Genomic DNA, 24,764 nt, shown 5'->3' on the forward strand with positions numbered 1-24,764 from the left:
GGTTCCGGTTTACTTGACCCGCTCCGCGTGCCGGAGCGCTATTTTTTTGAAAGCCTCGACCTGCGGGAGGGCGAGGGCCTGCTCATAGCCGATCAGCCAGGTGTCCCGAGTCAGCTCGAACCGGTCATCTCCGTCAGTTAGCGGGATCTTGTTGACCGGGTCATCTTCACGGAGTGTGATGGAGGGAAGCACGGCATAGCCGATCCCATTCACGGCTAGCTGCCGGCACGTTTCAATCTGATCCACGATGATCTGACGGCCGGGACTGGACTGGAAATGCCGCCGCCACCATTCCCTGATCTCCTCGTAGTAGTCCGAGTCGCTCTTGAACTGCACAAACGGCCTTTCCGTTTCGGGAATTTCATCGACGGAGCGGATCACCTTGTCCACGAGATAAAGATGATCCCTGAACAGATGTACCTTGGCCCCCTTCCAGTCGGAATGTCCGCGGACAATGCCGACATGGGCTTCTCCCTCATGAAGGGCCCTCACGATTTCCGAGCTCCATCCGGTCATCAGGGAAATCTTCGCATCCGGATATTCGGTGACAAACTCCTTCAGCACTGCCGGCAGCCAGGTCTGCCCGACAATTGAGGCGCAGGCAATCTTGAGTGTCCCGTGCACCTTATGCACCATAGCCTGAAGGGTCTCTGTTACTTCCTCATACCGGGCAAGTGTCTCCTTCGCAAACTGGATGACATGCTCACCGGCAGGCGTCGGGATCAGCCCTTTCGATGACCGGATAAACAGCGGTGCGCCCCATTCTTTTTCGATGGACCGGAGCCGCTGGGAAAGTGCAGGCTGCGATATAAATAGCCGATCCGATGCTTTGCGCATATTCCCTTCCTCGGCCAGCGTCTTGATGATATTGAATTCATTCACGTTCATCGCGTTCAACCCTTCCTGTAAACCGGACAAAAACCGGTCTATCCCTTTATTCCCCTTTTTCGGCGGAGCACCTCCGCCTTCCAGGCGGAAAAGGGAATTTCTATTGATTCTGCTCCGGAAAATCCCGGAATATAAAAATCGGTTCCGGACAGATCCGGAACCGACTGATCAACGCGGCATCGTATAGACCGCTTTTTTCAGTTTCTTCATCAGAACCCGGCGTGTCATGATTCCGGCGAACATGCCTTCCTCATCTTCGACGCACAGGAACGGATGGTTGATAAGCAGATCGAACACCCTTCTGAATTCGGTATCGATCCCCACAATCGGAAGATCTGTCTGCATCAATTCATCGACTTTCATATCGGACAGCCGCTCGTATTCAATCCTCTCCAGACCGAGAATCGACTCGGTAATCATCCCCATGCTGAGCAGACCTCTCAGCCGGTATTCATGATCCAGTACCGGGATTGCCGAATAACCAGTCTTCGTCAGTACAAGAAGCGCATGTTCGGCATTGTTCCCGACCTGGACATGGGCGACTTTTTCTGATGAGATGACATGGTCACGGATGGGCTCGTGAAGAAATTCTGTGTTGTTAACGGAAATCATTTAGGATCCGACCCCTTTGTCAACCTTCAATTTTTGGTTTCCCCATCTCCATCATATCATACCCGGCATCCGGCTGACGAGCTTACAAAAAACAGGATGCCCGGGTATCTGCCGCTTCCCGGGCATCCTGTATGAGGTTAATATGTCACGGCATAATAAAAGATGACAAACCCGATAAACACCGCCGAAACCGCGATGACGATCAGAATCGGGTTCAGCGCGTACGGATGGTCCCTGACCTCATCCGCAATTTGGTCTTCGCCATTTTCCGTCTCTGCCACGGTCCGGTCCATTCTCCTGAACGAAGCGAGCCCAATGGCGAGAATCAACAGCGACACCGCTATCGTCGGCCACAACCAGATATCCATTCCATTGCCTCCTTCCCGTTTTCCGTTAACCTGTCCGAATTTCTGCTGATTCATTCTGCTTCTGTGAAATCGTGTCCGGACATGATAGGATGGATGCAAATCATGCAATGAGAACGGAGGAAAACGGGATGGCCAACAGTCTGTATAACCAGGAACAGCTGGCCGGGGCAATCTATATCATCAACAAGCATGCCAAGACCGCACCGGACAATGAATTTCTGTACAAGCTGAAAAGAGCGGCTCTTATGAAGATGATGGCAGACGGTTTTGCAGAAAAGGTCGGGCTCCAATCTGTCCCAAATCCGAAGTTCAGCCGAAGACAGTCGGCGGTCCTCATTACATGCGGTGAATTTCATTTTCACCTGCCGCCGACCCGTGATGAAATAAAAACACTCCCCCATCTCGGTGAGCCGGATCCGGACTACCGGAATCCGAAGGTACGCCTCGGGCTAAAGGCAGCCAAGCACCTTCTTCAGGAATATACCGGACTCACACCCGGGGATTCCGGGCGGACATCGCCCGATAGCCAGTCAGGGAATTCGCCGGCACGGGACCTTTCATCAAGGAATGAATCGAAAAATTTTCCTGTTGCGGGCCGGCGAAACCAGAAACCGGCGCCTCCCCGGCACCGCTCCTGGTTTGACCAATGACATTCTTGTGTTATTGATACACCTTGTAGAGAGCCTGTGTCCCCTCATTTTCCGAGCCGGTCTCGGCAAGTGCCGTGTACATCCGCTCTGCAAGCGCAACACCCGGAAGCTCGAGCCCCATCGCTTTTGATTCATCAAGTGCGATGCGGAGATCCTTCAGGAAATGCTTGATATAGAACCCCGGTTCAAAGTCTCCCTTCAGCATGCGTGGTGCCAGATTGCTGAGCGTCCAGGAGCCCGCCGCACCGGCTGATATTGACTTAAGTACACGCTCCGTGTCAAGCCCTGCCTTTCCTGCATAAGCAAGGGACTCACAGACACCGATCATGCTCGTTGCGATGACAATCTGATTTGACATTTTTACATGCTGTCCGGAACCGGCCGGCCCGTGGTGAACGATGTTTTGTCCGACCGCTTCCAGCAGCGGCAGAATCTCACGGAACGTGTCCTCAGGCCCTCCGCACATGATGGAAAGCGTCGCGTTTCGTGCACCGACATCTCCGCCCGAGACAGGTGCATCGATGGCCGCGCATCCTTTTGCTGCGGCTTCCTCTGCAATCCGTACTGCGAGCTTCGGTGACGAAGTCGTAAAATCGATGAGAATCGCCCCGCTCCGTACCGTACGGAAAATCCCCTGCTCCCCGAAGTAGACTTCCTGCACGTCATGCGGATAGCCGACCATTGTCATGACGACATCTGCCCCGTCAGCCGCTTCTGAAGGACTGGCGACCCATGATGCACCTTTCCCCACGAGACTCTCTGCCTTCTCCCGTGTTCTTGTATAGACTGTCAGGCTGTGGCCGGCTTCCATCAGATGGCCGGCCATCGGGCCGCCCATCACACCTGCACCGATAAAAGCGATTTTTTTCATTTCCACCTTCTATCCCCCCATTCGTTTCCTCCATTGTAGCAAATGGGGATCGGAGAGAGCGCACAAAAAAGGGACGGTCCGCATGGCGGTCCGTCCAAGTAAAGGGGGAAATGAGAATGTTGCTGTGTTCAAAAGTAATATATCCTGAATTTGGTCAGTCTAAACATCAGAAAATCATTTTTTTCATTTTCGCCGAAAGATTCCTTTATTCCGGGTTCTGCAGCATGGTCTGATCCAGGGCATACCGATTCATCAGTTCATCCAGCTGCCGGCTCAGCCCTATTGTTTCCGGATGCCCCCGCCCTTTTTCCCTTGCGCTGACGGCCATCCTCTCCCTCAAATTCTCAATCTGCTCTTCTTTGGACTGCTTCATAGAACCCTCCCTCACCGGGTCAGTATCATCACAAAAACTGCTAAAAATTCTTTACTCATAAGAGAATATAAGGCAAACTGTTAGTTAATCAACAGGAAGGGGCGATATGGATGAAAATTGCCGAAGTGGGAAACATCATCGAGTTTAAAGACGGACTCCAGGGTATAGTTGAGAAGGTCAATGAGAACTCGGTCATCGTCGACCTGACGTTCATGGAAAATTTCAAGCAGCTGGATATGGAAGAAAAAACAGTCGTCAATCATAAACGTTATAAAATATTGTACGGCAGCAACGACTGATCCAATACATACCCGCCAATCATCCGTATAAATTTTCCGGACAGCCGGTTTTCCACAATACAGACAAGGAGGATCTGCAATCATGCAACTCAAATGGAAACACTTATCCCTCTCGGCGGCCGCCGTCCTCATGCTGGCCGCTTGCGGCACAGCCGAGGAAGAAGCAGACAACAATCAGGATACACAGATGGAACAGGAAGAAACAGCGGATCAGAACCAGGGATCTGAGACTGATGAAGGAACCGAAAAAGAAGCCTCGGACGAAAATGCTCCAGATGAAGAGGACACGGAAGTCTCCGAACAGGAGGAAGCACGCGGCCCTGAACGGGAGCTGACCTATCAGTCCGGCACCAGCCAGCAGACAAGTCAGGCGAAGCTGACGAAAAGTGATGAGATGGACTACTCGATCTACGTCCTTGACGGCTATCAGCTTACGTCGGAAGAACCGAACAAAGATGTGCTCTACTGGAACGAGGACGAGCAGGTCTTCATGAGAATCGAAACGTTCGGTTCCGATGCCGACTATACCATGCTCACCGAGCAAATGGTCGGCTCCCTGGAATTTGACGGTGGAGAAGCGGCGGACGTTTCCGGGGAGTACAGCCTTGCAGAATCGGACGGCATAGAAGAACTTGTCATCAGACAGCTTGAAACCGAAGAGGGCGTCACGACGGGTGCCGTCTTCATGAAGGACGGCATGACCGTGCGCCTGACCGTTTTCGACAAGCCCGAAGCCGGCCAGACCGATGCCCTTCTTTCCATGGGTGCAACCATCGGCCAGAAATAAATAGCTAATGAAAAAAGACCGGAAAAAAAACCGGTCTTTTTATATGCGCTTCTGTTCACTTGGAAAGATCCTTAATCGACAGACCGAGCTTTTTCAGCAGCTCAATGGCAGTCGACTTTTCTTCAGTACTCAGTGCCCCCATCAACCCGTGGAGGCTCTCCTCATGGACAGGGAAAATCTTGTCCAAAAGTTCCCTGCCCTCTGCTGTGATGTCAACGAACGTGACACGCCGATCGGTTTCGCAGATTGTCCGCTCAAGGTAGCCCCTTTTCTGGAGCTTGTCGATGACATAGGTCATCGAGCCGCTCGCAAGCAGAATCTTGCTGCCGATCTTCTGAATTGGCTGGCTGCCCCTGTGATAGAGAAGCTCCAGCACTGCAAATTCTGTCGGGTTCAAACCGTATTCCGCGAAAAGCCGGTTGGCCTTTTCAGAGATCACTTTGTGTGCCCTCGAAAGAACCACGAATAGTTTTAATGATTGTTCACTGCCGTTTTCCTGCATGCTTTCATCCCCTGCCGATGTTACTGATCCATTTATTATAGGATGCCTCTCCGGGAAGTGTCAAAACTGATCAGCCGACGCCTATGGAATGAGGACAGCCCCATCGGCATCAGTCTGAACCGAAGTATTTTCATAGACAGGAACAAGCAGTTCGATCCGTGTCCCCTTGCCAAGCTCAGATTTGACGAAGAGATGGCCGCCCATCGACTCCGCCGTCTCAAGGACAAACGGAAGTCCCAGGCCTGTCCCTTCCCGCTTGGTTGTGAAGAAGGGGAGGAAGACCTGCTTGATCTGAAGATCAGTCATCCCGCTGCCTTCATCGCTGAAAGCGACAACGATATGCCCGTCGTCGTAATTCTCGAGGGAGACGATCAGCGTCGTCTCTTCTCCCGAGGCCTCAATCGCATTCTTGATCAGGTTGATGAAGGCCTGTTTCATTCGGTGTTTTTTTCCTTTTACCGGGACAGCTCCCCCTACCTGGTTGTCCATGAAGATGGCAATCCTTCTCATGGTTGCCTGCGGCTCCATGACAGTCACCACGTCACACAGGCATTTATACAGGTCGAATACCTCTTCCTCCTGATCCGTCGGTTTAGACAAAGTCAGGAACTCTGCCATGAGCGATTCCATTCTGTCCATCTCACTGTCAATGACATTTACATACCGGACCGAGTCCCCTTCAGCGGACAGCTTCAGCAGCTCGGTAAATCCCCTGACGGAGGTCATCGCATTTTTCAGCTCGTGCGCGATGCTTGCAGCCAGCTGCCCGATCGCGGACAGGGATCCGCTATGCTCCATCTGGCGCTTCATGAGGACTTTTTCAGTATCGTCACGGACAGAAGCCACGATGAACTCCTCTTGCTGTTCATAGTAGACAAATACGTGATAGAACCGCTCTTCCCCGTCCGAGGTGACAAAACGGTGTTTGAATTCTGCTTGTCCGTTTTTCTCCAGACCATGCCTGACAAGCTGAAACTCTTCTTCGGTTAAGCCAATTTTAAGAAGTTCCGTATGACGGCGGCCTATCAGATCATTCGGGTTCAGACCGTAAAAATGCATAATCCGGTCATTGACATCCCGGATTGTTCCGTCCTTTCCGAATACCAGGTAACAGTTCACTTCATGGCGGAAAATGCTGTGATAAGCTTGCGCTCCGCCGCGTTGGCCGCCTGCCTGTTCCCCAATTTTAATCCGGAGAATGACATCATTGGAATGCCTGAAGACCGTCCCGATCACTTCGATGTCCGAATAGGCCATTCCTGAGGGGTTTGCCAGGCCGAAGCGCGAGGACACCCTCCGGCCGGGATTCACCTGGCTGATGAAAGTCGACCAGCCCGTCTCCTGCCCGGTAAGGAGCACCTTGTCCATCATGCTTCCCGGGAAGAGACCAAGGGTTTTAACAGCCGTTGGATTAGAACGCAGACATTCGTTATTCCGGTTGACCATGACAATTGCGTCATCTGTTTCATCAAACAGGAAGTCGAGTGTTTCCATTATCGAATTGGTTGGCACGCTCCACACCGGCCTTTCTCCGTTTTGGACTAGCATATGAAGGAAAATTAAGGATCATGACTTCAGCAAGCACGATCTCAGTGATTTAATTCTGATTATTCCATATTTTTAAAGCTCCTAATATAAGACTATTTACTCATATTAGGAGGCTGAGGTCAAGTTCATCATCTTAATATTCACTAAAATGAATAAACATCCGTCAAGACGATATGTCCTGACGGATGCATTCACCCGATGATCACACGCTCTTTCGGGTATCGGTAATTTAATTTTTGTGGTTTTCCACCCAATGTGAACAGGAAAGAAATCAGCCCGACCCTTCCCACAAACATGAGAAACATGAGGATCACCTTGCCGAATCCGCTTAGATCTCCCGTGATTCCGAGCGACATGCCGCAGGTTCCGAATGCCGATGTGATTTCAAAAACCAGGGCGGTCAGCGGAACACCACTTTCTGTGATTGACATAATCATCACTGACACGAGCACAAGGAATCCTGCGATGAGGATGACTGCGTAGGACCGGTATACATCTACGAGTTTGATTTCCCTTCCGAAAATCTGAATAATGTCCTTGCCCCTTGCGAAGTTGATGAGAAACAGAACGGCAATCGCAAAAGTGGTCGTCCGGATCCCGCCGCCGACCGAACTCGGGGAAGCCCCGATGAACATCAGAAAACTGATGAACACATCCGTCGCCTCTGAGAACCGGGTGATGTCCATCGTGGTCAGTCCGCCGGACCGGGCAGAAACCGAATGGAACATCGCAGCAAACAGGGCTTCATGCCACTGCATGCCTTTGAACGAGTGAAAAGATTCAATAAGAAGGATGACAAGGGTTCCCGCTGCCAGGAGAATACCGAACGTAGCTGTCGTGATTTTGGCGAACAGAGAAAACCGGAACGAAGCTTCCTTATTCGACAGGAAGCGCTTGACTTCAATCAGGACCGGAAAACCGATTGCGCCCAGTACAATCAGTGCCATCGTCACCAGCTGGACAAAATAATCATTAAAATAAGGGGTCATGGATTCGCTGTTGATCGTGAAGCCCGCGTTGGTCGTCGCAGTGACCGAATGGAACATCCCGTTAAGAAGGGCATCCCGGAAGGACTCGTAGTATTTGGTGAAATAAAGCGTCAGCACACTTCCGCCGACCAGTTCAATGAGAATCATGATTTTCATGATTTCCCGGATCAGCTTGACCGCACCGGCCATGCTGTACTGGTTATGGTCGACCATGATCAGCTGCCTTTCCCGAAGCCCGATCCTTCTTCTGATCAGCAGCCAGAAAAAAGTTCCGATAGACATGACACCGATCCCACCGAAGTGCAGGACAACCATGAACATGATAATGCCGAAGGTTGTGTATGTGGCGCTCAGATCGATTACGGACAGGCCGGTCACACTCACTGCGCTTACAGCCGTGAACAGACCGTCAATGAAGCTGATGTCCACTCCGGGCCGGTGGACGCCCGGCAGGTTGAGAAGTATCGCCGAGATGGAGATTGCAAAAAAGTAATAGATGACAAGAACACGGGCAGGTGTCAGCTTCTGGTTCCTGATTCTGGAAAGCAGCTTCTGCCTCCGTGTCATCTCTTTTAATGGCATAGGGATCCCGTGTCCTTTCCGTCGAGCCTCACATGATGTCTCATTTTATAGAAATCCGCCAAAAAAAGAAAGGTGGATGGCAAACAGCACCGGCTCAATTGCCGCGGCCGTTTCCATTTCCACCATTCCCGTTTCCGCTGTTCTTATTCTGCTGACCATTATTTGACGATTTTGCCTGTCCGGGAGAAACCCGGTCGCCATCCGAATTTTCGCCGGGCCTCACTTTATTCTGCGGGTTTGCATGCGGTGGCGGGCCGGATGGTTTTTTCTGTCCTGCATGGCCTGGAGGCGTGGTCTTCTTGTCCTGTCCGGCGTGTCCAGGGGGCGGGGTTTTCTTGTCTTGCCCTGAATGTGCAGGAGGGTTCCCTTGGTTGTCCCGCTTTTCCGAAGGTTCCTTTTTCGGACTGGCTTGCGCCGGCTTCGCAGATTCCTCCGGTTTCCCTCCATGCCCTCCGTTTTCCTGAAGATCACCGGCAGGTTTACTTTGTTCATCACCTTTAGGCAAAACAGACGGATCAGGATTGACTTCCGCTTTCTCCCGCGGCGCCGGAACAGTCTCTTTCGCTGCGGCGTCCGGACGGTCCGGCTTTACATCCGCTTCCTCATGACCGATGTTCTCTGCAGGCGCAGTTTTTTGCGTCTCCTCGTTTTTCTTTTGAAGGCTGCTGATCGGTACGCCTTCGTTCCAAGCCCGGTCCCGCAAGTCCCCGTCAGCTTCCGAAACACTCAGCAGCATTCCTTCTTCTCCCGCCGCATTCTCGATGAAGTGAACAGTCCGGTCAATGACGTCGGCCAACTTTTCATCTGATGCTTCCACCGATGTGACTGTCAGTTCCCTGTCATCTTCCCCATACTCTGTGAAAATCCGGCCAAGCAGCACAGTCACATCCTTGCCGTCCCAGTCTCCGAACTTTCGGATAAGTACGGACCCATCATCATTGAGCGGTGTCAGTTCCCGGACTTTCCCATCACTGTCAATCCCGATTTCGACGGCTGGGTTCACTTCCAGCTGGATAAAGGCAAGAGCAGGCTCCCTGAATGGCAGGAAGAGTGCGGACAGAAAGATCAGCATAACCGCGGCCAGCAGCACAGCTAACGCAGCCGGTTTCCGTGCTGCCGAAAGCTTTAGGCGACTATTGGTCCCCACAGGTGAAACATGGGTTTCCGATCCGATCTCCCTTCCCTGCGCCTCACCCTTGATAAACCGGCCGTCAGGTGTGAGGATGACCACATCTTCTTTATCTTGATCAACTATGATCCCCTTGATCTTGTTCATTCGGGCATCCATCCTTTTAAATACTCCCGGAGCATCGGCAGGTTGCTGTTATTGAGAACCACCATTGCCAGGATATACTTGCGGTGACGCTCAATCGTTTTTCTCGAGACACCCACCAGCTGTTCGATCTTCCTGATCGGGAGGCGTTTCCTGCGCAGAGTCTCGCTTTTCATATCTTCGGAACTGCAGACGATCACGGCAATGTCCATCGCTGTCTTCCTTGCATCCGCATGCTTCGGAGAGACGTCGGCCAGTTCCCTGAACGACAATCCGAAGCCGGAAAGCAGTTCAGAATAGATCCGGATCTCTTCGCGCCGGGCCTCTGCCTCCTGCTCCTCGGAAAAACGGGTGTAGGAGGCCGCATCTGCCGAAGTTGCGGCTTCCTCTTCCCCTTTGGCAAGGTATCCGGCCAGACCGCTCCTCGATTCCTTCCGCAGATGGTCAATCAGTTTGCGTCGGATGACGAGATGAGCAAATGTCATAAAAGACGCATCCCGGGAGCGGTCGTATTTCATGACTGCTTCATGGAAACCGCCGAGGGCAATACTATATTCATCATCATGTTCGTCAATATACCGGTTGCATGCCAAATAAGCCGCCTTCTTCAGGAATGGCGAGTAGGCCCGGAGCAGCCCGTCCAATTCTTCATCCGAACCATTTTGGGCAAGAAGCACACACTCTTCCACATCCGGGGCTCCGCGGTTTTTCCGGTTCATGAACCCGTTGAACGTCGTTATCAGCACGATTTGACCTCACCTGCCATGAATTCAATAAATTGATTGTATCGGCAATCCCGAGATTAGGAAAGCGGTCAATTCGCGTCTGTTCATATCATACGCCCATTCCTGCCGGTTTGAGGGGGTAGACCCCAAAAGGAAAAGAGACTGCCTGGCGGCAGCCTCTTTTGGTCATGCTTCTTTTTTTCGGTCGTTTTTCAGTCCGATGAGAACACCGACTACAGCGATCAGCAACAGCACCGACCAGAAGATGGTTTTCCAGATTGTCGAGTGCGGGAAGTGCGGATCGATGATCTGGAGTTCCGGATGGCCGAGAGTCAGAACCAGAAGCTTGACCCCGACCCAGCCAACAATGGCGAAGGCCGCTCCCTCGAGCGCCGGATAGCGGTCCAACAGCTTGACAAACCATGTTGCGGCAAACCGCATGATGATCAGACCGACCACGCCCCCGAAGAACATGACTGCGAATTGGCCGCCGTTGATGCCGCCGATGTCGAAATCACCGAGCTCGGGCAATGTAATTGCGATGGCTACGGCAGCCAGCATCGAGTCGATGGCAAACGCAATATCCGCAAGTTCGACTTTCAGGACAGTCATCCAGAAGCCGGATTGTTTTTTTGGCTCTTTCAGTTCGTCCTCTTCTTCTCCGTGTTTTTTCCTCATGTCATAGAGGTTCTTGGCCGAGATGAAGAGCAGGTAGGCAGCACCGAGAGCCTGGATCTGCCACACGTCGACGAGGATGGTGATCATGAAAAGCGCGGCGAACCGGAAAACAAACGCGCCGAGAAGCCCATAGAACAGGGCTTTCTTCCGCTGTTTCTCCGGCAAGTGCTTGACCATGACCGCCATGACGACTGCGTTGTCAGCAGCCAGCAGGCCCTCGAGGGCGATGAGGACGACAAGCACCCATGCGTATTCCAGTAAAATGGCTTCCAAATTCAGTTACCTCCCTTTTTATGGAAAACAAAAAGACCTTTACCCCTAAAAAAGGGCAAAGGTCTTGCTAAGCCCTCATCCAGTAATCCCCGGATGCGGGCTATCATAACCGATGGCATTGCCATGTAATGACGATTATGAAATAGGTTTCCCTATAGCTACTCCCCTTTGACACAAAGTCAAAGATCATTCAGTTTTCCTATAAGTCATTGTATCACATTGTTCGCGCAGATGTCTCCGATTTTCTCATCTTCCTCGTCTCACGGTCAAAGAGGCTGTAAACGACCGGCACAATGTAAAGGGTGAGTGCGGTGGATGTGATCAGCCCGCCGATCACCGCTATGCCCATCGGCTGGTTGATCTCCGTCCCCTCCCCGATTCCAAGTGCAAGTGGCACGAGTCCCAATATTGTGGTGAGTGCTGTCATCAGAATCGGCCTCACCCGGTCTTTAACAGAAACGATAATTGCATCAAAGGACGGCATGCCTTCGCTTTTCCGCTGGTTGATATAGTCGACGAGAACAATTCCGTTATTCACGACGATCCCGACCAGTATCAGAATTCCGATCACGGACGAAACGCTGATCGGCATATTTGTCAGGAACAGGCCGAGTGACACCCCGATAATCATGAGCGGTACAGTGAACATGATGACCAGCGGATACTTGAACGATTCAAACTGGGCGGCCATGACGATATAAACGAGGACCACCGCAAGAATGACAGCCATGATCATGTCGTCAATCGCATCTTCGAACAGTTCGCGGTCTCCGCTGTAGGAGATTTCGGTTTCCTCAGGCAGGTCCGCATTTTTCAAAGAGTCCTCAACATCCGCGGTCACTTCACCGAGTGTTTGGGAAGATGCATAGTGGACGGTGAAGCGCACCGCGTTTGCCTGATCAACCCGCCGGATCGCTGCCGGTCCTTCTGCAATCTCAATATCCGCAAGGCTCTCAAGCGTGACAAAGGTGCCGGACGGAGCACGAAGCTTCAGCTGACCCAGCGCATCAACACTGTCCAGATTTCCGCCTGTCCTGATCTGAACGGCATGTACTTCTCCTTCCTCACCGACGAACTGTGTCGCCGTAACGCCACGGGTCATGTCATTCACGGTTGAAGCGATCTGTGCCGGGGCAAAACCGTTTGCAGATGCCGCCTCGCGGTCAATCCCGACCAGAATCTCTTCCACACCCTCGGTCAGGTCATTGGTCACGTCCGTCACACCTTCAATCTTTGACAGGCGGTCCACTGCCCGTGCCGCGGCTGACTCCAAACGAGATTTATCCGTGTCTGTCATCGTGAAGGTCAGCGTGTTCGGTGAGGATCCGGCTGCCGTCTGCAGGTTGAAGGTGATTTCCGTTTCCTCATCCGCGAACTCCTGGATGTCCGGCTGTATGTCGTCGACAAACTCGAATACGGAACGGTCGCGGTCCGCCAACGGTTTCAGCTTGACGTAAATTTCGCCTCTGTCCGCCTCACCGGTCCCTTGCGCGAGTCCCTGCTGGGTTCCGCCGGTGAGACTGACATAGACTTCCACGTCCTCTTCCTGCTTCAGCCGCTGTTCAATCTTCCGGACGACTTCTCCGGTTGCTGCCGCGGACGCACCGTCCGGCAGATTCACCGCAATACTGACGAATCCTTCATCAGTCGCCGGCAAAAATTCGGTCCCTACTTTGTACAGCCCCAGAGCACTGACCGCCAGAAGAACCGTCGTCAGTCCCAAGACCGTTTTCCGGTGCCGCAGTGACCAGATCACCGAGCGTTCAAAATTCCTATAGGATTTCGAACGTCTGCGCCTCGTCTCCAGATCCCGTTTTGGCTTCTTCAGCATTCGGGAAGCCATCATCGGAATGACGGTCAGCGCCACAAACAGGGAAGCCAGCAGGCTGAATGAAATCGTCATTGCAAATTCCGTAAATATCCGGCCGATCAGACCGGAGATGAAAATGACCGGCAGGAAAACAGCAATTGTTGTAAGTGTAGACGCCGTGATGGCGCCGCCCACTTCTTTTGTGCCGTCAAGCGCTGCCTGTCCCCGTTTTTTGCCCATCGCCAGATGCCGCTCGATGTTCTCGATTACGACAATCGAGTTATCCACAAGCATCCCGATCCCCAGTGCCAAAGCACCGAGCGTCAGGATATTCAGTGCGAAATCCGAAAAATACATCAATACAAACGTAACGATGACGGAATATGGAATGGCCACGCCAATGATAATCGGGCTTCGCACTGACTTCAGAAACAGGAACAGGACAAGCATGGCGAAGATCCCGCCGAGAATCAGGGATTGCCCGATATTGCCGATGGCCAGCTGGATATAATCCCCCTGATCAAAGAGAATATCGGCGGTGACTCCTTCGAATTCCGGCTGTCCGAGGAGATGTTCCAGGGACTCTTTGAAAGACGTGGAGACATCAGCGGTATTTGCGCCGGATTCCTGGAGGACCGACATGATGACAGACGGCTCATCATTGGTTCTCGTCTCCATCCCCCCGTCATCGGCGGACAGGCTGACTTCGCCAATATCGGAAACTTTGACCTCCGTGCCGTCCATCGGATTGACCGTCAGGACAAGGTCCCCGATCTCCCCGGCAGAGGTAAGCGTACTGATGATGCGTGTCGTCAGCCGTTTGCCGTCATCCGTCTCCACCGCCTCGCCCGGCATGGAAATATTGTTGGCCCGGATGGCCTGTACGACATCCTGCTGGGCAAGTCCTTGTTCTTCCAGTTTTTCCGGATCCAGGCCGATCTGAACGTCCTCCACAAGCGAAGAAGAGACGGTAACACTGGCAACCCCTTCTGTCCTTCTCAATTCCGTCTCGAGCCTTTCCGCGATCTCCCGAATATCTCCAGATTCATTCCCCGAGCGAAGCGACAGCTGAATCACAGGGAACTGTGAAGGATCAAACTTCATGAACTGCGGTTTTCCCGAATCGTCCGGAACAGGGGTCTGGTCGATCCGCTGCAAAACATCCATCTGGACATCATCGATCTCCGTCGACCAGTCAAACTGGAGGAAGATCAGATTTGCACCCTCCTGTGACATGGACTGGATCGACTTCAGTCCCGGCAACGTGGACAGGCTGTTCTCGAGCGGTCTGGTGACTTTCTCGCTCACTTCTTCCGGGCCCGCCCCCGGGTAGCTCGTCACGACAACCGCAACGGGCGGATTCAGTTCGGGTATGAGCGTCAGCGGAATCTTTATAAACGAAACAATCCCCAAAATGAGCACGAGGAACATCGTCACGATTGTAAAGACCGGGCGCCTGATCGAAAAACCGCTAATCTTCATCCTTTTTTCCCCTTTTCAAAAAGCTATGTCCATCATACCGGAACAGGGTGCTTGCCTCAATGTTCGGCAATACCGTCCTGTGCCCAAACATCCAAAACAGACGGCAGCTGTACCGGCCCCCTTTTCGGGGATGCCGGTCAGCTGCCGTCCAAATGGGCTCCGGATCGGTCAGAGCAGGCTGTATAGTCTGATATCCGGATGCTTATCCTGGAACCAGCGCAGGGCAAAGTCATTTTCGAAAAGGAAAACAAGGTTGTCGTAGCGGTCCTTGACCAGCATGGCGCGCGGGCCTGTCATGGACTCCTTCACATCTCCCTCATTTTCAATCCATCGGGCGACTTTCTGGCCGATGTGCTGGATGATCACTTCGGAATTATACTCGTTCTTCATACGGTGTTCGAACACTTCGAACTGGAGCTGGCCGACCGCTCCGAGGATGACTTCCTCGGTATGAAGGGTCTTGTAGTATTGGATGGCTCCCTCCTGGACCAGCTGCAGGATTCCTTTATGGAAGTGCTTTGACTTCATGACGTTCTTTGGGGACACTTTGACAAACAGTTCCGGAGTAAATTGAGGGAGCGCTTCGAATGAGAAGTTCCCCTTGCCGCCCGTGATCGTGTCGCCGATCTGATAGTTGCCGGTGTCATAAATACCGATGATGTCACCGGCAACCGCCATGTTTACCGTTTCCCGGTCATCCGCCAGAAATTGTGTGGATTGGCTGACCTTGAAAGTCTTTGGAATCCTCGGGACGGTCACCTGCATTCCACGGTCAAATTCTCCGGAAACGATCCGGACAAATGCGATCCGGTCCCTGTGGGCAGGGTTCATATTCGCCTGGATCTTGAAGATGAAACCGGTGAACTCATCGTCATACGGGCTTACATTGCTGCCGTCGGCTGTATTCCGCGGTTGCGGTGCCGGCGCGAACTGAATGTAGGTCTCCAGGAATGTCTGGACCCCGAAGTTGGTCAGTGCGGATCCGAAGAAGACGGGCGTAAGTTCGCCCCTGCGGACGCGTTCCTCATCAAAGTCGTTTCCTGCCTCATCCAAAAGCAAGACATCTTCTAGTGCCTGCTGGAAGTAGGAAGAATCCTGGATCGGATGCGTTTCCGCCAGGTCGCCGTCCTCTCCGACTTCGAGGAACCGGCCCTCTCCCTCGGCCCTTGCCAGCTCCACACGGCGGTTGTGGCGGTCGTAGATCCCCATGAACTCCTTGCCCATACCGATCGGCCAGTTCATAGCATAAGACTCGATACCCAGCACTTCTTCAAGCTCTTCCATGAGTTCAAGGGGCTCCCTGCCCTGCCTGTCAAGCTTGTTGATGAAGGTGAAGATCGGAATCCCCCGCATCCGGCAGACCTTGAACAGCTTGATGGTCTGAGGTTCGATGCCCTTTGCCGAGTCGATCATCATGACGGCAGAGTCGACCGCCATGAGTGTACGGTAGGTATCTTCACTGAAGTCTTCGTGGCCAGGTGTATCAAGAATGTTGACCCGCTTGCCGTCGAAGTCGAACTGAAGCACAGAGGAAGTGACGGAAATGCCCCGCTGCTTCTCGATTTCCATCCAGTCGGATGTGGCGAACTTGCCTGACTTTTTCCCCTTCACCGTACCCGCATCCCTGATCGCGCCTCCAAAGAACAGCAGCTTCTCGGTCATCGTCGTCTTCCCGGCATCCGGGTGGGAGATGATGGCGAACGTTCTCCGCGATGCGATTTCTTGTTTTAATTGGTCTTCCATTTTTCATTTCTCCTCATCTGTTTCAGCTTTCCCCATCATAGGGACCGGAAAAGAGAATTTCAAGCGATATTGACGAAAGCCGGAAAGGCGAACCTTTCCGGCCGGAGTCTCCACGTTCGATAACCTGCTTCCGGGTCAGTCCCGGGCGCCTGCCTTGCGCCCGAATTTCTTTTCCGCTTCGTCCAATGCGATTTGTGCATCGCTGTGCGGGTATTTGGTGTTCCCGATAATCTGGAAGTCTTCATGGCCCTTTCCTGCGAACAGGATGATGTCGCCTTCGCCGGCGATCTCAACCGCGTGCCGGACTGCCTTTTCCCGGTCACCGATGCATGCATAATTCTCATGCGTCATGCCTGCGGCAAGCTCGGACGTGATGGACTCATAATCCTCATGGCGCGGGTCATCTGTCGTCAGAATGACGTAATCCGCAACGGATGCCTTTTCTGCCATGATTGGCCGCTTTGAACGGTCCCGGTTGCCGCCGGTACCGACAAGGAAAATGAGTTTATTCTTCTTATATGGCAAAACTGAAGCGATTGCTTTTTCGATGGCATCAGGTGTATGCGCATAGTCGATGTAAATGGTGAGCGGCAGGTCCGTCTCCACCCGTTCCATGCGTCCCTTCACGGGAGGCAGTCCGCCGAGTCCGGCAATGATTTCATCGAGTCCGAGCCCGTATGCGTACAGCGCAGCTGCGGATGCCAACGCGTTGTAGACATTAAACCCGCCGATGAGATTCATCGTAACCTGCCGCTCCCCTTCCGGCGTATCCATCAGAAAGACGGTGCGGCCGGCCTCCAGCCGGATATCTCGTGCCCGGAACATCGCCTCTGATTCCACGGCGTACGTGATGACAGGGTGCGGCGTCATCTGCCGGTACCGTACCGACCACTGATCATCGGCATTCAGGACAGCAAACTTCGGCTTGGCTGTATCCTGGCCGAGCTGCGCGAACAGCAGTCCTTTCGCGTATCCGTAATGCTCCATCGTCCCGTGGTAGTCCAGGTGGTCATGGGTCAGGTTTGTGAAAACCGCTATATCGAATTCCGTGCCGGACAGGCGCCCTTCAACAAGGCCATGGGAGGAGACTTCCATCGTCATCGCCTCACAGCCTTCCGCCGACGCCTGCCGGATCATGCGCTGAGTAGTGAGGGCATCTGTCGTCGTGTTGGCCGACTCGTAGAGCACACCGTTCAGGTTAAAGCCGATCGTGCCGGAGGATGCAGACTTCCGGCCGCTGTTTCGGAGAATCCCGTCAATAATGTTGGCAACGCTGGTCTTGCCATTGGTGCCGGTGACGCCGATCATGCGGACCGACTTGGACGGGTGCCCGAAAAAGGCGGATGCGAGCAGGCCTTCCGCGCGTGCCGTGTCGTCCGTGATGACGACAGCCGCCTTGTCCGGGTCGGTCTCAACAGGCCGTTCCGCAATGATGAGCCTGGCACCGGCAGCAAGTGCCTGTGGCACATAGTCATGGCCGTCCACGGTGTATCCGTTAATGCAAATAAAAGCGCCGCCCGGCTGGACTGCCCTGGAGTCAGTTGTGATGTCTGTAATTTCGGCGGGAAGTGTGCCGATCACTGTCCTGAACGGCAGATGTGCCAGCAGTTCTGTTGTTTCCATGTTGTTTCCTCCTCAATCTTCCGCAAGAGGCGAAAGAATGTAAGCCCTCAGCAGGCGGGCCGCCGCCTCAAGGGAATCCGTATGGGTCCTTTCAAGTGCATGGGACGATTCGATCCCGGGACCAAAAAGTGCATGCCGGACATCAAATCCCGCACGGATTGCCGCGGAGGCATCCGAGCCATAATAAGGATAGATATCAAGCTTGTGCGGAATACCTTGCTTTTTGCACAGATCTGCCAGGTGCCGGGTCAGGCCGTAATGGTACGGTCCGCTCGAATCCTTTGCACAGATTGACACGGTATACTCATCTGAAGACTGCCCGTCACCGATTGCGCCCATGTCAAATGCGATGTACTCAACCGTAGTTGCCGGCACCGAGGCGTTGCCTCCGAATCCGATCTCTTCATTGTTGGAGATGTAGAGGTGAAGAGTATGAGGAAGCTTCATGCCGCTCTCCTTCAGCCTGGCCGCAAGCTCAAGTAGAAGTGCGGTGCTTGCCTTGTCGTCGAGATGACGTGACTTGACATAGCCTCCGCTTCTCTCAAAACGCGGATCGAACGATACAAAATCACCCACCTCAATCCCGAGCGCCCTGGTGTCTTCTGCACTACGGGTCCGCTCATCCAGCCGGACCTCAATGTTATCGCTGCTCCGTTCCGCTTTGCCGGAATCCCGATAGACATGAACGGTCGTCTGGTGCATCAGGATCGTCCCACGGATCTTTTTGCCGTCCGCCGTATGGACAGTGCAGTATTCCCCTTCTGCGGCATTCCAATTAAATCCGCCAATCTTATCCAGCTTCAGCCGCCCGGAAGATTTGACCTCCTTGACGATTGCGCCGAGCGTATCGACATGTGCAGTAATCAGACGGCTTCTGCTATCATCTTCACCGCGGAATGTTGCGATGACGGCACCCTTGTTCGTGCGGGTGAGCTCCGCGTCGCTCCCGGCCAGATAGGTTTCGGCCAGCATCATGGCGTCCCTCGTATAGCCGGATGGGCTCGGAGTGTTCACGAGTTCTTCAAGAATCTTGAGTGAGTGTTCAAGGTCAAAAGTTAAGTCCATGTGAATGTGTCCCCCCGACTGAAAAAGTCCAGCTTTCATTATACGCCTACATGGAGTGTCCGTCACGAATCGCCGGCATCATTTCAGAAATCGCCGGATCAGCTTCAGACGGTTGCCGTAAGGCGGAAAGGCGATCCTGACCGGAAGTGCCGTTCCCCGCTTCAGGATTCCCTTTTCATGTGTGAATGCATCAAACCCGTACTTGCCATGGTAGCTGCCGATCCCGGAGGGGCCAGCACCGCCGAATGGCAGTGCCGTATTGCCGACATGCGACAGCGCGTCGTTGATGCATCCGCCGCCGAATGGCAGCTCAGACAGAAAATAATCGATCGCACCCTGGTTTTCCGAAAACAGATAAGCGGCTAGCGGCTTCGGACGCTCACGGATTGAGCGGATGACCGCCGTCAGGCTCGAATAGCCGTAGACCGGGAGAATCGGGCCGAAGATCTCTTCTTCCATCACCCGGCTTCCTTCAGGCGGACTGTCGACCACGGTCGGTTCCATGTATCGGGTATCCCGGTTCATCCGACCGCCTGAGAGGATCCGGGGGCGTTCTTCATCCATCATTTCCCGGAGCCTGTCGAACTGCGGCTCATCCACGATTCTGGCATAATCAGGAGATTTCGCAGGGTCCGTGCCATAGAAGCCCCTGATTGCCTCTTTCATTTCTTCGAGAAATGCATCCTTTATGGTGTGGTGCACGAGACAATAATCCGGCGCAACACAGGTTTGCCCGGCATTCGTGAACTTTGCCCAGGCAATCCGCTCCGCTGCTGCCCGGAGGTCCGCAGTCTGGTCGACAATGGCAGGACTTTTCCCGCCAAGCTCAAGGACCACCGGCACAAGCCGCTCGGCAGCGGCCTTCATGACGATTGACCCGACCTTTGCACTGCCCGTGAAGAACATGAAATCGAACGGCGCATGGATCAGCGCAGACGTCTCTTCCCTGCCCCCTTCCACGACAGTCACATATTCCGGCGGGAATGTGTCCGCAATCATCTCCCGGATCACTGCAGATACGTTCGGGGTCGTCTCGGAAGGTTTCAGTACCGCCGTGTTTCCCCCTGCAATTGCTGCGGCCAGAGGTTCGATGACAAGCTGGAATGGATAGTTGAACGGGCCGATGATGAGCACCGTCCCCCATGGATCCCGGATGACGAAGCTTTTTCCGGGCTGGAAATGAATAGGCGTCTTTTTCGGCTCCGGCTTCATCCATTCTTCAATGCTGGATGCCATTTCCCGGATGCTGGATAAGACAAAACCGATTTCGGTCATGTAAGATTCAAATTCACTTTTGCCCAAGTCCTTTGCCAGCGCATCCGAAATGTCTTTTTCCCTTTTGCGGATGGCTCCGTGCAAATCCATCAGCCGGTCTTTCCTGAATCGGGCAGTTTTTGTAGAGCCAGTCCAATAAAATCTGCGCTGACTGGCAACGATACCGCCGGCCTTTGCCTCCGTAAATCCCATGTTCAACCACTCCTTTCATTCTTTGTTCATCTTATCTCCGGCGGGTACGGATATCAAAACATAAATCGGGGTATGCTATTCCCTTCCGGATGACCTGCCGCATTGTAAATTTTTTTTGAAGCTCATAAACGGCTGACGACTCGGGCAACCTTTGGTTACGGGCAGGTAATTCGTTGCCGGCCCGCCATGCATCCCGGCCCCAGGCGGTGAATATCGCACTTTTTCAGTTTCATACGCTCCTTTTCCCGGCTAGATAGAAAAATAGGTCTTCCGGCTTGTTTTGTTCCTCACTCTGTTTCGGATTCCGATTACGCGGGGTATAGAAGATCAAACAACGAAAAGATCAAGGAGGAAATGACATGATGAAACAAGAACAATGGTGGGATCATATGTTTACGGGAAATCTTGAGATGGGACTTAATCGCGAGCGGGTTACCGAACTGGAAGAAGAAAACTTCCTTTACTTCTCACAAGAAGAAGAAACCGTCCCTCAGGAGCAATAACTTAAGTGACGATGCGATATTTGCCGTCAGCCGGTATAAATGCAGAGCATACATAAGGACTGTCCCAGCGTGCCATCCAGACACGAGGACGGTCCTTATCTTTTTTAGGTTTCCGAGTTGCTGTGAATTCTGAAAAGTTTTATTTCAGTGATTGCGTTGACTTTCCCCCTATCCCCTTGTATTATTGTAAATGTGCTTGAGAGAACAACAAGCAAACATCCCAGATTTGATTCCGTAGCTCAGCTGGGAGAGCGCTACCTTGACAGGGTAGAGGTCGCTGGTTCGAGCCCAGTCGGAATCATCATGAAAACGCCTGATCCTACCAAGGATCAGGCGTTTTTTGTGATATCGCGGCTATCCCCTGCCTGCAGGGTTCCTATCTCTTCAGGATTGATATATCCGATTCGGATTATCTGCCGTTTCTTTCGACATGACCTCCCGTGCCCCAGCCTTATGCAATCTTAGCCGCAGCGGCTATTGATGGCGAACCTGTGATAATTCCGTATAATAGTCATAGATCAATCAACCCCAAAATATATAAACCAGTGAGGAATCCATCATGAATGATCACCTGACCCGGGAAGAAATGCAGCAGACGATCGACCAGCTCAGGCAGCAGGTCGGAGAACTGGAGAGTCTGATCAGCCAGATGATGGTGCCGATCATCCCTTCCATCATGCCGGATACGATCCTGGTTCCGTTTGCCGGCGAACTTACCCCTGAATTTTCACAGAACGTTGTTTCAAAAGTGCTGAACCATGTTGCCGTGACCGGCACGCAAATTGCGATTCTTGATTTTACGGCTCTTTCCATCGAAAACCCGGACAGTCTGTCGGTTTTCGGGAGGGCCGTCGAAGAGCTTTCGGCTTCGCTCAGCCTGATGGGCATCGAAGTGATCACCGTAGGATTCACCCCCCACTTCGCCAGGGAAGTGGCGCTTTCCGGACTGCCATTCGTGAACAAGCTAAAGTCCTTTTCGACGTTCCGCTCCGCACTGCAGCATCTGATGAAGGAACGGGGCATGGAACTGACCGGTGCGAACAAATGAAAAGAATCCCTGCAGACTTTATCTGCAGGGATTCTTTTTATTTCAGGATGTAGCGGAAACGGGTTCCTTGTTGTCTTTATTGCGGGTCATAAATTGGATGGCCAACATGACGACAAACAGGACAAATCCGAATACATCTGTCATGCCCTCAGGAATGATGAGCAGGGCACCGGCCACGAGGGTGATGATCCGCTCAATCCAGCTCAATTTCTTGTACCAGTAGCCGACAAGGCCGGCACTCAATGCATACATTCCCGTCAATGCAGTAAGAGTGACCCAGGCAATTTCAAGCACGGTCGCATCGACCATGAGCATTGCCGGATTGTAGACGAACATGTAAGGGATGATAAACGCCGCGATGGCCAGCTTGGATGCGTTGATTCCGGTCCTGATCGGATCGCCGCCGGAGATTCCGGATGCCGCAAAGGCCGCAAGGGCAACCGGCGGAGTGATATCCGCAATGATCCCGAAGTAGAACACGAACAGATGTGCAGACAGCGCCACGACAACCGGTACTGCGGCGCCGGTCGGTTCATCAATCATCAGCAGGGCGATGACGGCGGGAGCTGCAATCGTCGAAGTAATGACATAGTTGGCAGTGGTCGGAGACCCCATCCCCAGAACAATTGCCGCAAGCATTGTAAAGAAGAGAGTCAGGAACAGGTGGCCGCCTGAAGCGGAGATCAGGCCGTTTGCCAGGCTAAGTCCGAGGCCTGTCTTCACGACGACACCAACAATAATGCCCGCGCAGGCTGTGGCGGCTGCAACGGCTAGTGCAGACCTCGCTCCATCAACTAGTGCATTGATCATATCTTTGAAGTTGATTCTGGTCTTCTTGTCGAACGCACTGACAACAATCGTGAGAACGATTCCCCAGAGTGCAGCCTGCATGGTCGGAATGCCGACAAGCAGGAAGACGATGATCCCAAGGATCGGAAGCAGCAGGTAAATCTTTTTGAAGACTTCTTTCCGATTTGGCATCTGATCGTCCGGCAATCCTTCAAGACCGACGCGCTTCGCTTCGAAATGCGTCATGATCCAGATGCCGGCAAAGTAAAGTAATGCGGGAATTGCAGCAGCCTTGGCGATTTCCCAATAAGTGATTCCGCCGATGAATTCGACCATCAGGAACGCTGCCGCTCCCATGATCGGAGGCATCAGCTGACCGCCGGTCGAAGCTGCAGCTTCAACGCCGCCGGCAAACTCCTTGCGATAGCCCAATTTTTTCATCATCGGAATCGTGTAGGAGCCCGAGGTGACGACGTTCGCGACAGAACTTCCTGAAATGGTTCCCTGCAGGGCACTGGAGAATACAGCGACCTTTGCAGGACCGCCGGTCAGTTTCCCGGCAATTGCCACGGCCAGGTCATTGAAATACTGACCGACTCCTGTTTTGACGAGGAACGCCCCGAACAGGAGGAAGACGAAGATGAATGTGGCCGAAACCCCGAGCGGTGTACCAAGCACTCCATCTGTTGTGTAAAACATCAGCTGTGACAGAGCGGTCAGGTCCTGGCCGCGGTGAGCGAGGAAACCAGGCCAGTAAGGTCCGGTGAATGCATAAATGAGAAAAGCTGAAGCGATGATCGTGATCGGCAGGCCGACAGCACGGCGTGCAGCCTCAAGGGTCAGCAGGACGGCTATGATGGCAACTGCCATATCAAGATCGGTCATTCGGCCGATCCGCAGGACAAGATCCTTGTACATCAATGGCCAATACAGTCCCACGCCGATTGAAAGCAGGGCAAGAATGATGTCATAGAAAGGCACTTTATCTTTCTTCGCCATTTTCCGCCGGAACGGGAACAGCAGGAAAATCAGCGACAGCGCGAATCCAAGGTGGATCGAGCGTTGGATATAAGCCGTGTACTGTCCGAATACCGCTGTGTACAGCTGAAACAGCGAGAATGCCAGCAGCCCGAAAAAGACGATCTTTTTCATGATGCCCTTCACGTCACGCGTGTTCGATTCGGGATCATATTTTTTCAGAAGTTCAAGCTGCTCTTCTTCTGATAATTGGTCATGAAGGTTATCCTTCTTGATTTGATTGTCCGCCATTCATTTTCACTCCCTTCACTAAATCCAATAGCGACAATTGTCTTAACTCGAATCGATAGGATGATCCCCGATCGAGATGTTTCTTCAGGTCATAGCCGCGGTCGCCGTACCGAAATTCGAGATCCGTGTCGATATCCGCAACAAAGAGGACAAACGAGTCAAGCACACGGTTTTCATATTCGAGTGTATAATGGCCGTCCTCGGCGGTGAAGGTCTCTCCTTCCTCCGCGTGGCCGGGCAATCCGATTGCCAGATCTTCATACTCCATCCGGACAAGGCGGATCCGTCGGTCTCCGGTGACCTCGTATGTTTCAACCACGTCAGACAGATGGATTGAATGGGTATACCGGATCACGAACCGGTCGCCTTCCGTCTGCCGTATGTAGTGGATGGCAGGATTTTCTGAACGGGTCTCGGTGAACACGAAGGCATCCGATATCGGTACATTCATCATGCCGGCCACTGCCGTAATGAGTATGGCAGCGATGAATACTTTTCGCATCGCGCGCCTCCTTCCTGCCGGCGACGGCAAAAAGAACAAAGTGAA

General features: G+C 53.0%; 23 protein-coding genes and 1 tRNA gene. 6 read left to right on the forward strand and 18 right to left on the reverse strand.

The window, feature by feature from the left end; all coding sequences use genetic code 11:
* Positions 1-9 precede the first annotated feature (9 nt).
* From AV656_RS05480 to AV656_RS05490, 3 genes are all read right to left on the reverse strand, one after another.
* Positions 10-888 (reverse strand): LysR family transcriptional regulator, encoded by an 879-nt coding sequence (locus tag AV656_RS05480; protein WP_063179655.1) that lies wholly within the window; start codon positions 886-888, stop codon positions 10-12.
* A gap of 168 nt (positions 889-1,056) precedes the next feature.
* Positions 1,057-1,500 (reverse strand): cyclic-di-AMP-binding protein CbpB, encoded by a 444-nt coding sequence (gene cbpB / locus AV656_RS05485; RefSeq protein ID WP_008300985.1) that lies wholly within the window; start codon positions 1,498-1,500, stop codon positions 1,057-1,059.
* Between the two features lie 137 nt (positions 1,501-1,637).
* Positions 1,638-1,868, reverse strand: a complete 231-nt coding sequence (locus tag AV656_RS05490; RefSeq protein WP_063179657.1) for a hypothetical protein — start codon at positions 1,866-1,868, stop codon at positions 1,638-1,640.
* Between the two features lie 128 nt (positions 1,869-1,996).
* Here AV656_RS05490 and AV656_RS05495 point away from each other — a divergent pair, with 128 nt between their 5' ends.
* Positions 1,997-2,518, forward strand: a complete 522-nt coding sequence (locus AV656_RS05495) for a YkyB family protein (protein ID WP_082818620.1) — start codon at positions 1,997-1,999, stop codon at positions 2,516-2,518.
* A gap of 10 nt (positions 2,519-2,528) precedes the next feature.
* Here the strand turns inward: AV656_RS05495 and AV656_RS05500 are convergent, their stop codons facing one another.
* The gene (locus tag AV656_RS05500) at positions 2,529-3,389 is read right to left on the reverse strand and encodes an NAD(P)-dependent oxidoreductase (RefSeq protein WP_082818683.1); all 861 of its coding nucleotides are present in this window, start codon (positions 3,387-3,389) and stop codon (positions 2,529-2,531) included.
* Between the two features lie 205 nt (positions 3,390-3,594).
* Entirely contained in the window at positions 3,595-3,762 is a 168-nt protein-coding gene (locus AV656_RS16075; protein WP_082818621.1) for an aspartyl-phosphate phosphatase Spo0E family protein, read from the reverse strand.
* A gap of 110 nt (positions 3,763-3,872) precedes the next feature.
* Between AV656_RS16075 and AV656_RS05505 the strand changes: the two genes are divergently transcribed.
* Both AV656_RS05505 and AV656_RS05510 read left to right on the forward strand, forming a co-directional pair.
* Positions 3,873-4,061: a YkvS family protein gene (locus AV656_RS05505; protein ID WP_063179661.1), complete on the forward strand. Its 189-nt coding sequence runs from the start codon at positions 3,873-3,875 to the stop codon at positions 4,059-4,061.
* An 82-nt stretch (positions 4,062-4,143) separates the two neighbouring features.
* Entirely contained in the window at positions 4,144-4,848 is a 705-nt protein-coding gene (locus AV656_RS05510; RefSeq protein WP_063179663.1) for a hypothetical protein, read from the forward strand.
* Positions 4,849-4,903: 55 nt separating this feature from the next.
* Here AV656_RS05510 and AV656_RS05515 read toward each other — a convergent pair whose 3' ends face one another.
* From AV656_RS05515 to AV656_RS05565, 11 genes are all read right to left on the reverse strand, one after another.
* A complete protein-coding gene (locus AV656_RS05515; RefSeq protein WP_063179665.1) occupies positions 4,904-5,350 on the reverse strand; it encodes a MarR family winged helix-turn-helix transcriptional regulator in 447 nt (148 codons plus the stop codon).
* 81 nt (positions 5,351-5,431) lie between these two features.
* On the reverse strand, positions 5,432-6,871 hold the full coding sequence (locus tag AV656_RS05520; protein WP_197462209.1) for a PAS domain-containing sensor histidine kinase: 1,440 nt from the start codon (positions 6,869-6,871) through the stop codon (positions 5,432-5,434).
* A 218-nt stretch (positions 6,872-7,089) separates the two neighbouring features.
* Complete coding sequence (locus AV656_RS05525; protein WP_082818623.1) at positions 7,090-8,469, reverse strand: TrkH family potassium uptake protein; 1,380 nt, start codon at positions 8,467-8,469, stop codon at positions 7,090-7,092.
* A gap of 94 nt (positions 8,470-8,563) precedes the next feature.
* Complete coding sequence (locus tag AV656_RS05530) at positions 8,564-9,745, reverse strand: anti-sigma factor domain-containing protein (protein WP_063179669.1); 1,182 nt, start codon at positions 9,743-9,745, stop codon at positions 8,564-8,566.
* Positions 9,742-10,488 carry an RNA polymerase sigma-I factor gene (sigI, locus tag AV656_RS05535; RefSeq protein WP_063179671.1) on the reverse strand — a complete coding sequence of 249 codons (747 nt, stop codon included), beginning with the start codon at positions 10,486-10,488 and terminating at the stop codon, positions 9,742-9,744. Before sigI ends, AV656_RS05530 begins: the two co-directional genes overlap by 4 nt.
* A 165-nt stretch (positions 10,489-10,653) precedes the next feature.
* Entirely contained in the window at positions 10,654-11,418 is a 765-nt protein-coding gene (locus tag AV656_RS05540; RefSeq protein WP_063179673.1) for a TerC family protein, read from the reverse strand.
* A 214-nt stretch (positions 11,419-11,632) separates the two neighbouring features.
* The gene (locus AV656_RS05545) at positions 11,633-14,710 is read right to left on the reverse strand and encodes an efflux RND transporter permease subunit (RefSeq protein ID WP_063179675.1); all 3,078 of its coding nucleotides are present in this window, start codon (positions 14,708-14,710) and stop codon (positions 11,633-11,635) included.
* A gap of 168 nt (positions 14,711-14,878) precedes the next feature.
* Positions 14,879-16,453 (reverse strand): peptide chain release factor 3, encoded by a 1,575-nt coding sequence (locus AV656_RS05550; RefSeq protein ID WP_063179677.1) that lies wholly within the window; start codon positions 16,451-16,453, stop codon positions 14,879-14,881.
* 135 nt (positions 16,454-16,588) lie between these two features.
* On the reverse strand, positions 16,589-18,076 hold the full coding sequence (locus tag AV656_RS05555) for a UDP-N-acetylmuramoyl-L-alanyl-D-glutamate--2,6-diaminopimelate ligase (RefSeq protein ID WP_063179679.1): 1,488 nt from the start codon (positions 18,074-18,076) through the stop codon (positions 16,589-16,591).
* 12 nt (positions 18,077-18,088) lie between these two features.
* Positions 18,089-19,141 carry a M42 family metallopeptidase gene (locus AV656_RS05560; RefSeq protein ID WP_063179681.1) on the reverse strand — a complete coding sequence of 351 codons (1,053 nt, stop codon included), beginning with the start codon at positions 19,139-19,141 and terminating at the stop codon, positions 18,089-18,091.
* A gap of 78 nt (positions 19,142-19,219) precedes the next feature.
* The gene (locus tag AV656_RS05565; RefSeq protein ID WP_063179683.1) at positions 19,220-20,608 is read right to left on the reverse strand and encodes an aldehyde dehydrogenase; all 1,389 of its coding nucleotides are present in this window, start codon (positions 20,606-20,608) and stop codon (positions 19,220-19,222) included.
* A gap of 359 nt (positions 20,609-20,967) precedes the next feature.
* Between AV656_RS05565 and AV656_RS16480 the strand changes: the two genes are divergently transcribed.
* The 3 genes from AV656_RS16480 to AV656_RS05575 all read left to right on the forward strand — a co-directional run bounded on the left by AV656_RS16480 (position 20,968) and on the right by AV656_RS05575 (position 22,159).
* Positions 20,968-21,111 (forward strand): hypothetical protein, encoded by a 144-nt coding sequence (locus AV656_RS16480; protein WP_197462210.1) that lies wholly within the window; start codon positions 20,968-20,970, stop codon positions 21,109-21,111.
* A 228-nt stretch (positions 21,112-21,339) separates the two neighbouring features.
* Positions 21,340-21,412, forward strand: a tRNA-Val gene (locus AV656_RS05570).
* Between the two features lie 258 nt (positions 21,413-21,670).
* Positions 21,671-22,159 carry a hypothetical protein gene (locus AV656_RS05575; RefSeq protein ID WP_063179685.1) on the forward strand — a complete coding sequence of 163 codons (489 nt, stop codon included), beginning with the start codon at positions 21,671-21,673 and terminating at the stop codon, positions 22,157-22,159.
* A 42-nt stretch (positions 22,160-22,201) separates the two neighbouring features.
* On the opposite strand, the gene AV656_RS05580 is transcribed toward AV656_RS05575, so the two are convergent.
* Both AV656_RS05580 and AV656_RS05585 read right to left on the reverse strand, forming a co-directional pair.
* A complete protein-coding gene (locus tag AV656_RS05580; protein ID WP_063179687.1) occupies positions 22,202-24,217 on the reverse strand; it encodes a TRAP transporter permease in 2,016 nt (671 codons plus the stop codon).
* Entirely contained in the window at positions 24,189-24,719 is a 531-nt protein-coding gene (locus tag AV656_RS05585) for a DUF1850 domain-containing protein (RefSeq protein ID WP_063179689.1), read from the reverse strand. The genes AV656_RS05580 and AV656_RS05585 overlap by 29 nt, the downstream gene beginning before the upstream one ends.
* Positions 24,720-24,764: the final 45 nt, after the last annotated feature.

This window comes from Bhargavaea cecembensis (genome assembly GCF_001619585.1).
Taxonomy (GTDB): Bacteria; Bacillota; Bacilli; order Bacillales_A; family Planococcaceae; genus Bhargavaea; species Bhargavaea cecembensis_A.

Coding starts and splice junctions, on each gene's coding strand:
- AV656_RS05480 (WP_063179655.1), bottom strand. CDS start 888: ATGAACGTGAATGAATTCAATATCATCAAGACGCTGGCCGAGGAAGGG.
- cbpB (WP_008300985.1), bottom strand. CDS start 1,500: ATGATTTCCGTTAACAACACAGAATTTCTTCACGAGCCCATCCGTGAC.
- AV656_RS05490 (WP_063179657.1), bottom strand. CDS start 1,868: ATGGATATCTGGTTGTGGCCGACGATAGCGGTGTCGCTGTTGATTCTC.
- AV656_RS05495 (WP_082818620.1), top strand. CDS start 1,997: ATGGCCAACAGTCTGTATAACCAGGAACAGCTGGCCGGGGCAATCTAT.
- AV656_RS05500 (WP_082818683.1), bottom strand. CDS start 3,389: ATGAAAAAAATCGCTTTTATCGGTGCAGGTGTGATGGGCGGCCCGATG.
- AV656_RS16075 (WP_082818621.1), bottom strand. CDS start 3,762: ATGAAGCAGTCCAAAGAAGAGCAGATTGAGAATTTGAGGGAGAGGATG.
- AV656_RS05505 (WP_063179661.1), top strand. CDS start 3,873: ATGAAAATTGCCGAAGTGGGAAACATCATCGAGTTTAAAGACGGACTC.
- AV656_RS05510 (WP_063179663.1), top strand. CDS start 4,144: ATGCAACTCAAATGGAAACACTTATCCCTCTCGGCGGCCGCCGTCCTC.
- AV656_RS05515 (WP_063179665.1), bottom strand. CDS start 5,350: ATGCAGGAAAACGGCAGTGAACAATCATTAAAACTATTCGTGGTTCTT.
- AV656_RS05525 (WP_082818623.1), bottom strand. CDS start 8,469: ATGCCATTAAAAGAGATGACACGGAGGCAGAAGCTGCTTTCCAGAATC.
- AV656_RS05530 (WP_063179669.1), bottom strand. CDS start 9,745: ATGAACAAGATCAAGGGGATCATAGTTGATCAAGATAAAGAAGATGTG.
- AV656_RS05545 (WP_063179675.1), bottom strand. CDS start 14,710: ATGAAGATTAGCGGTTTTTCGATCAGGCGCCCGGTCTTTACAATCGTG.
- AV656_RS05550 (WP_063179677.1), bottom strand. CDS start 16,453: ATGGAAGACCAATTAAAACAAGAAATCGCATCGCGGAGAACGTTCGCC.
- AV656_RS05555 (WP_063179679.1), bottom strand. CDS start 18,076: ATGGAAACAACAGAACTGCTGGCACATCTGCCGTTCAGGACAGTGATC.
- AV656_RS05560 (WP_063179681.1), bottom strand. CDS start 19,141: ATGGACTTAACTTTTGACCTTGAACACTCACTCAAGATTCTTGAAGAA.
- AV656_RS05565 (WP_063179683.1), bottom strand. CDS start 20,608: ATGGGATTTACGGAGGCAAAGGCCGGCGGTATCGTTGCCAGTCAGCGC.
- AV656_RS16480 (WP_197462210.1), top strand. CDS start 20,968: ATGATGAAACAAGAACAATGGTGGGATCATATGTTTACGGGAAATCTT.
- AV656_RS05575 (WP_063179685.1), top strand. CDS start 21,671: ATGAATGATCACCTGACCCGGGAAGAAATGCAGCAGACGATCGACCAG.
- AV656_RS05580 (WP_063179687.1), bottom strand. CDS start 24,217: ATGGCGGACAATCAAATCAAGAAGGATAACCTTCATGACCAATTATCA.
- AV656_RS05585 (WP_063179689.1), bottom strand. CDS start 24,719: ATGCGAAAAGTATTCATCGCTGCCATACTCATTACGGCAGTGGCCGGC.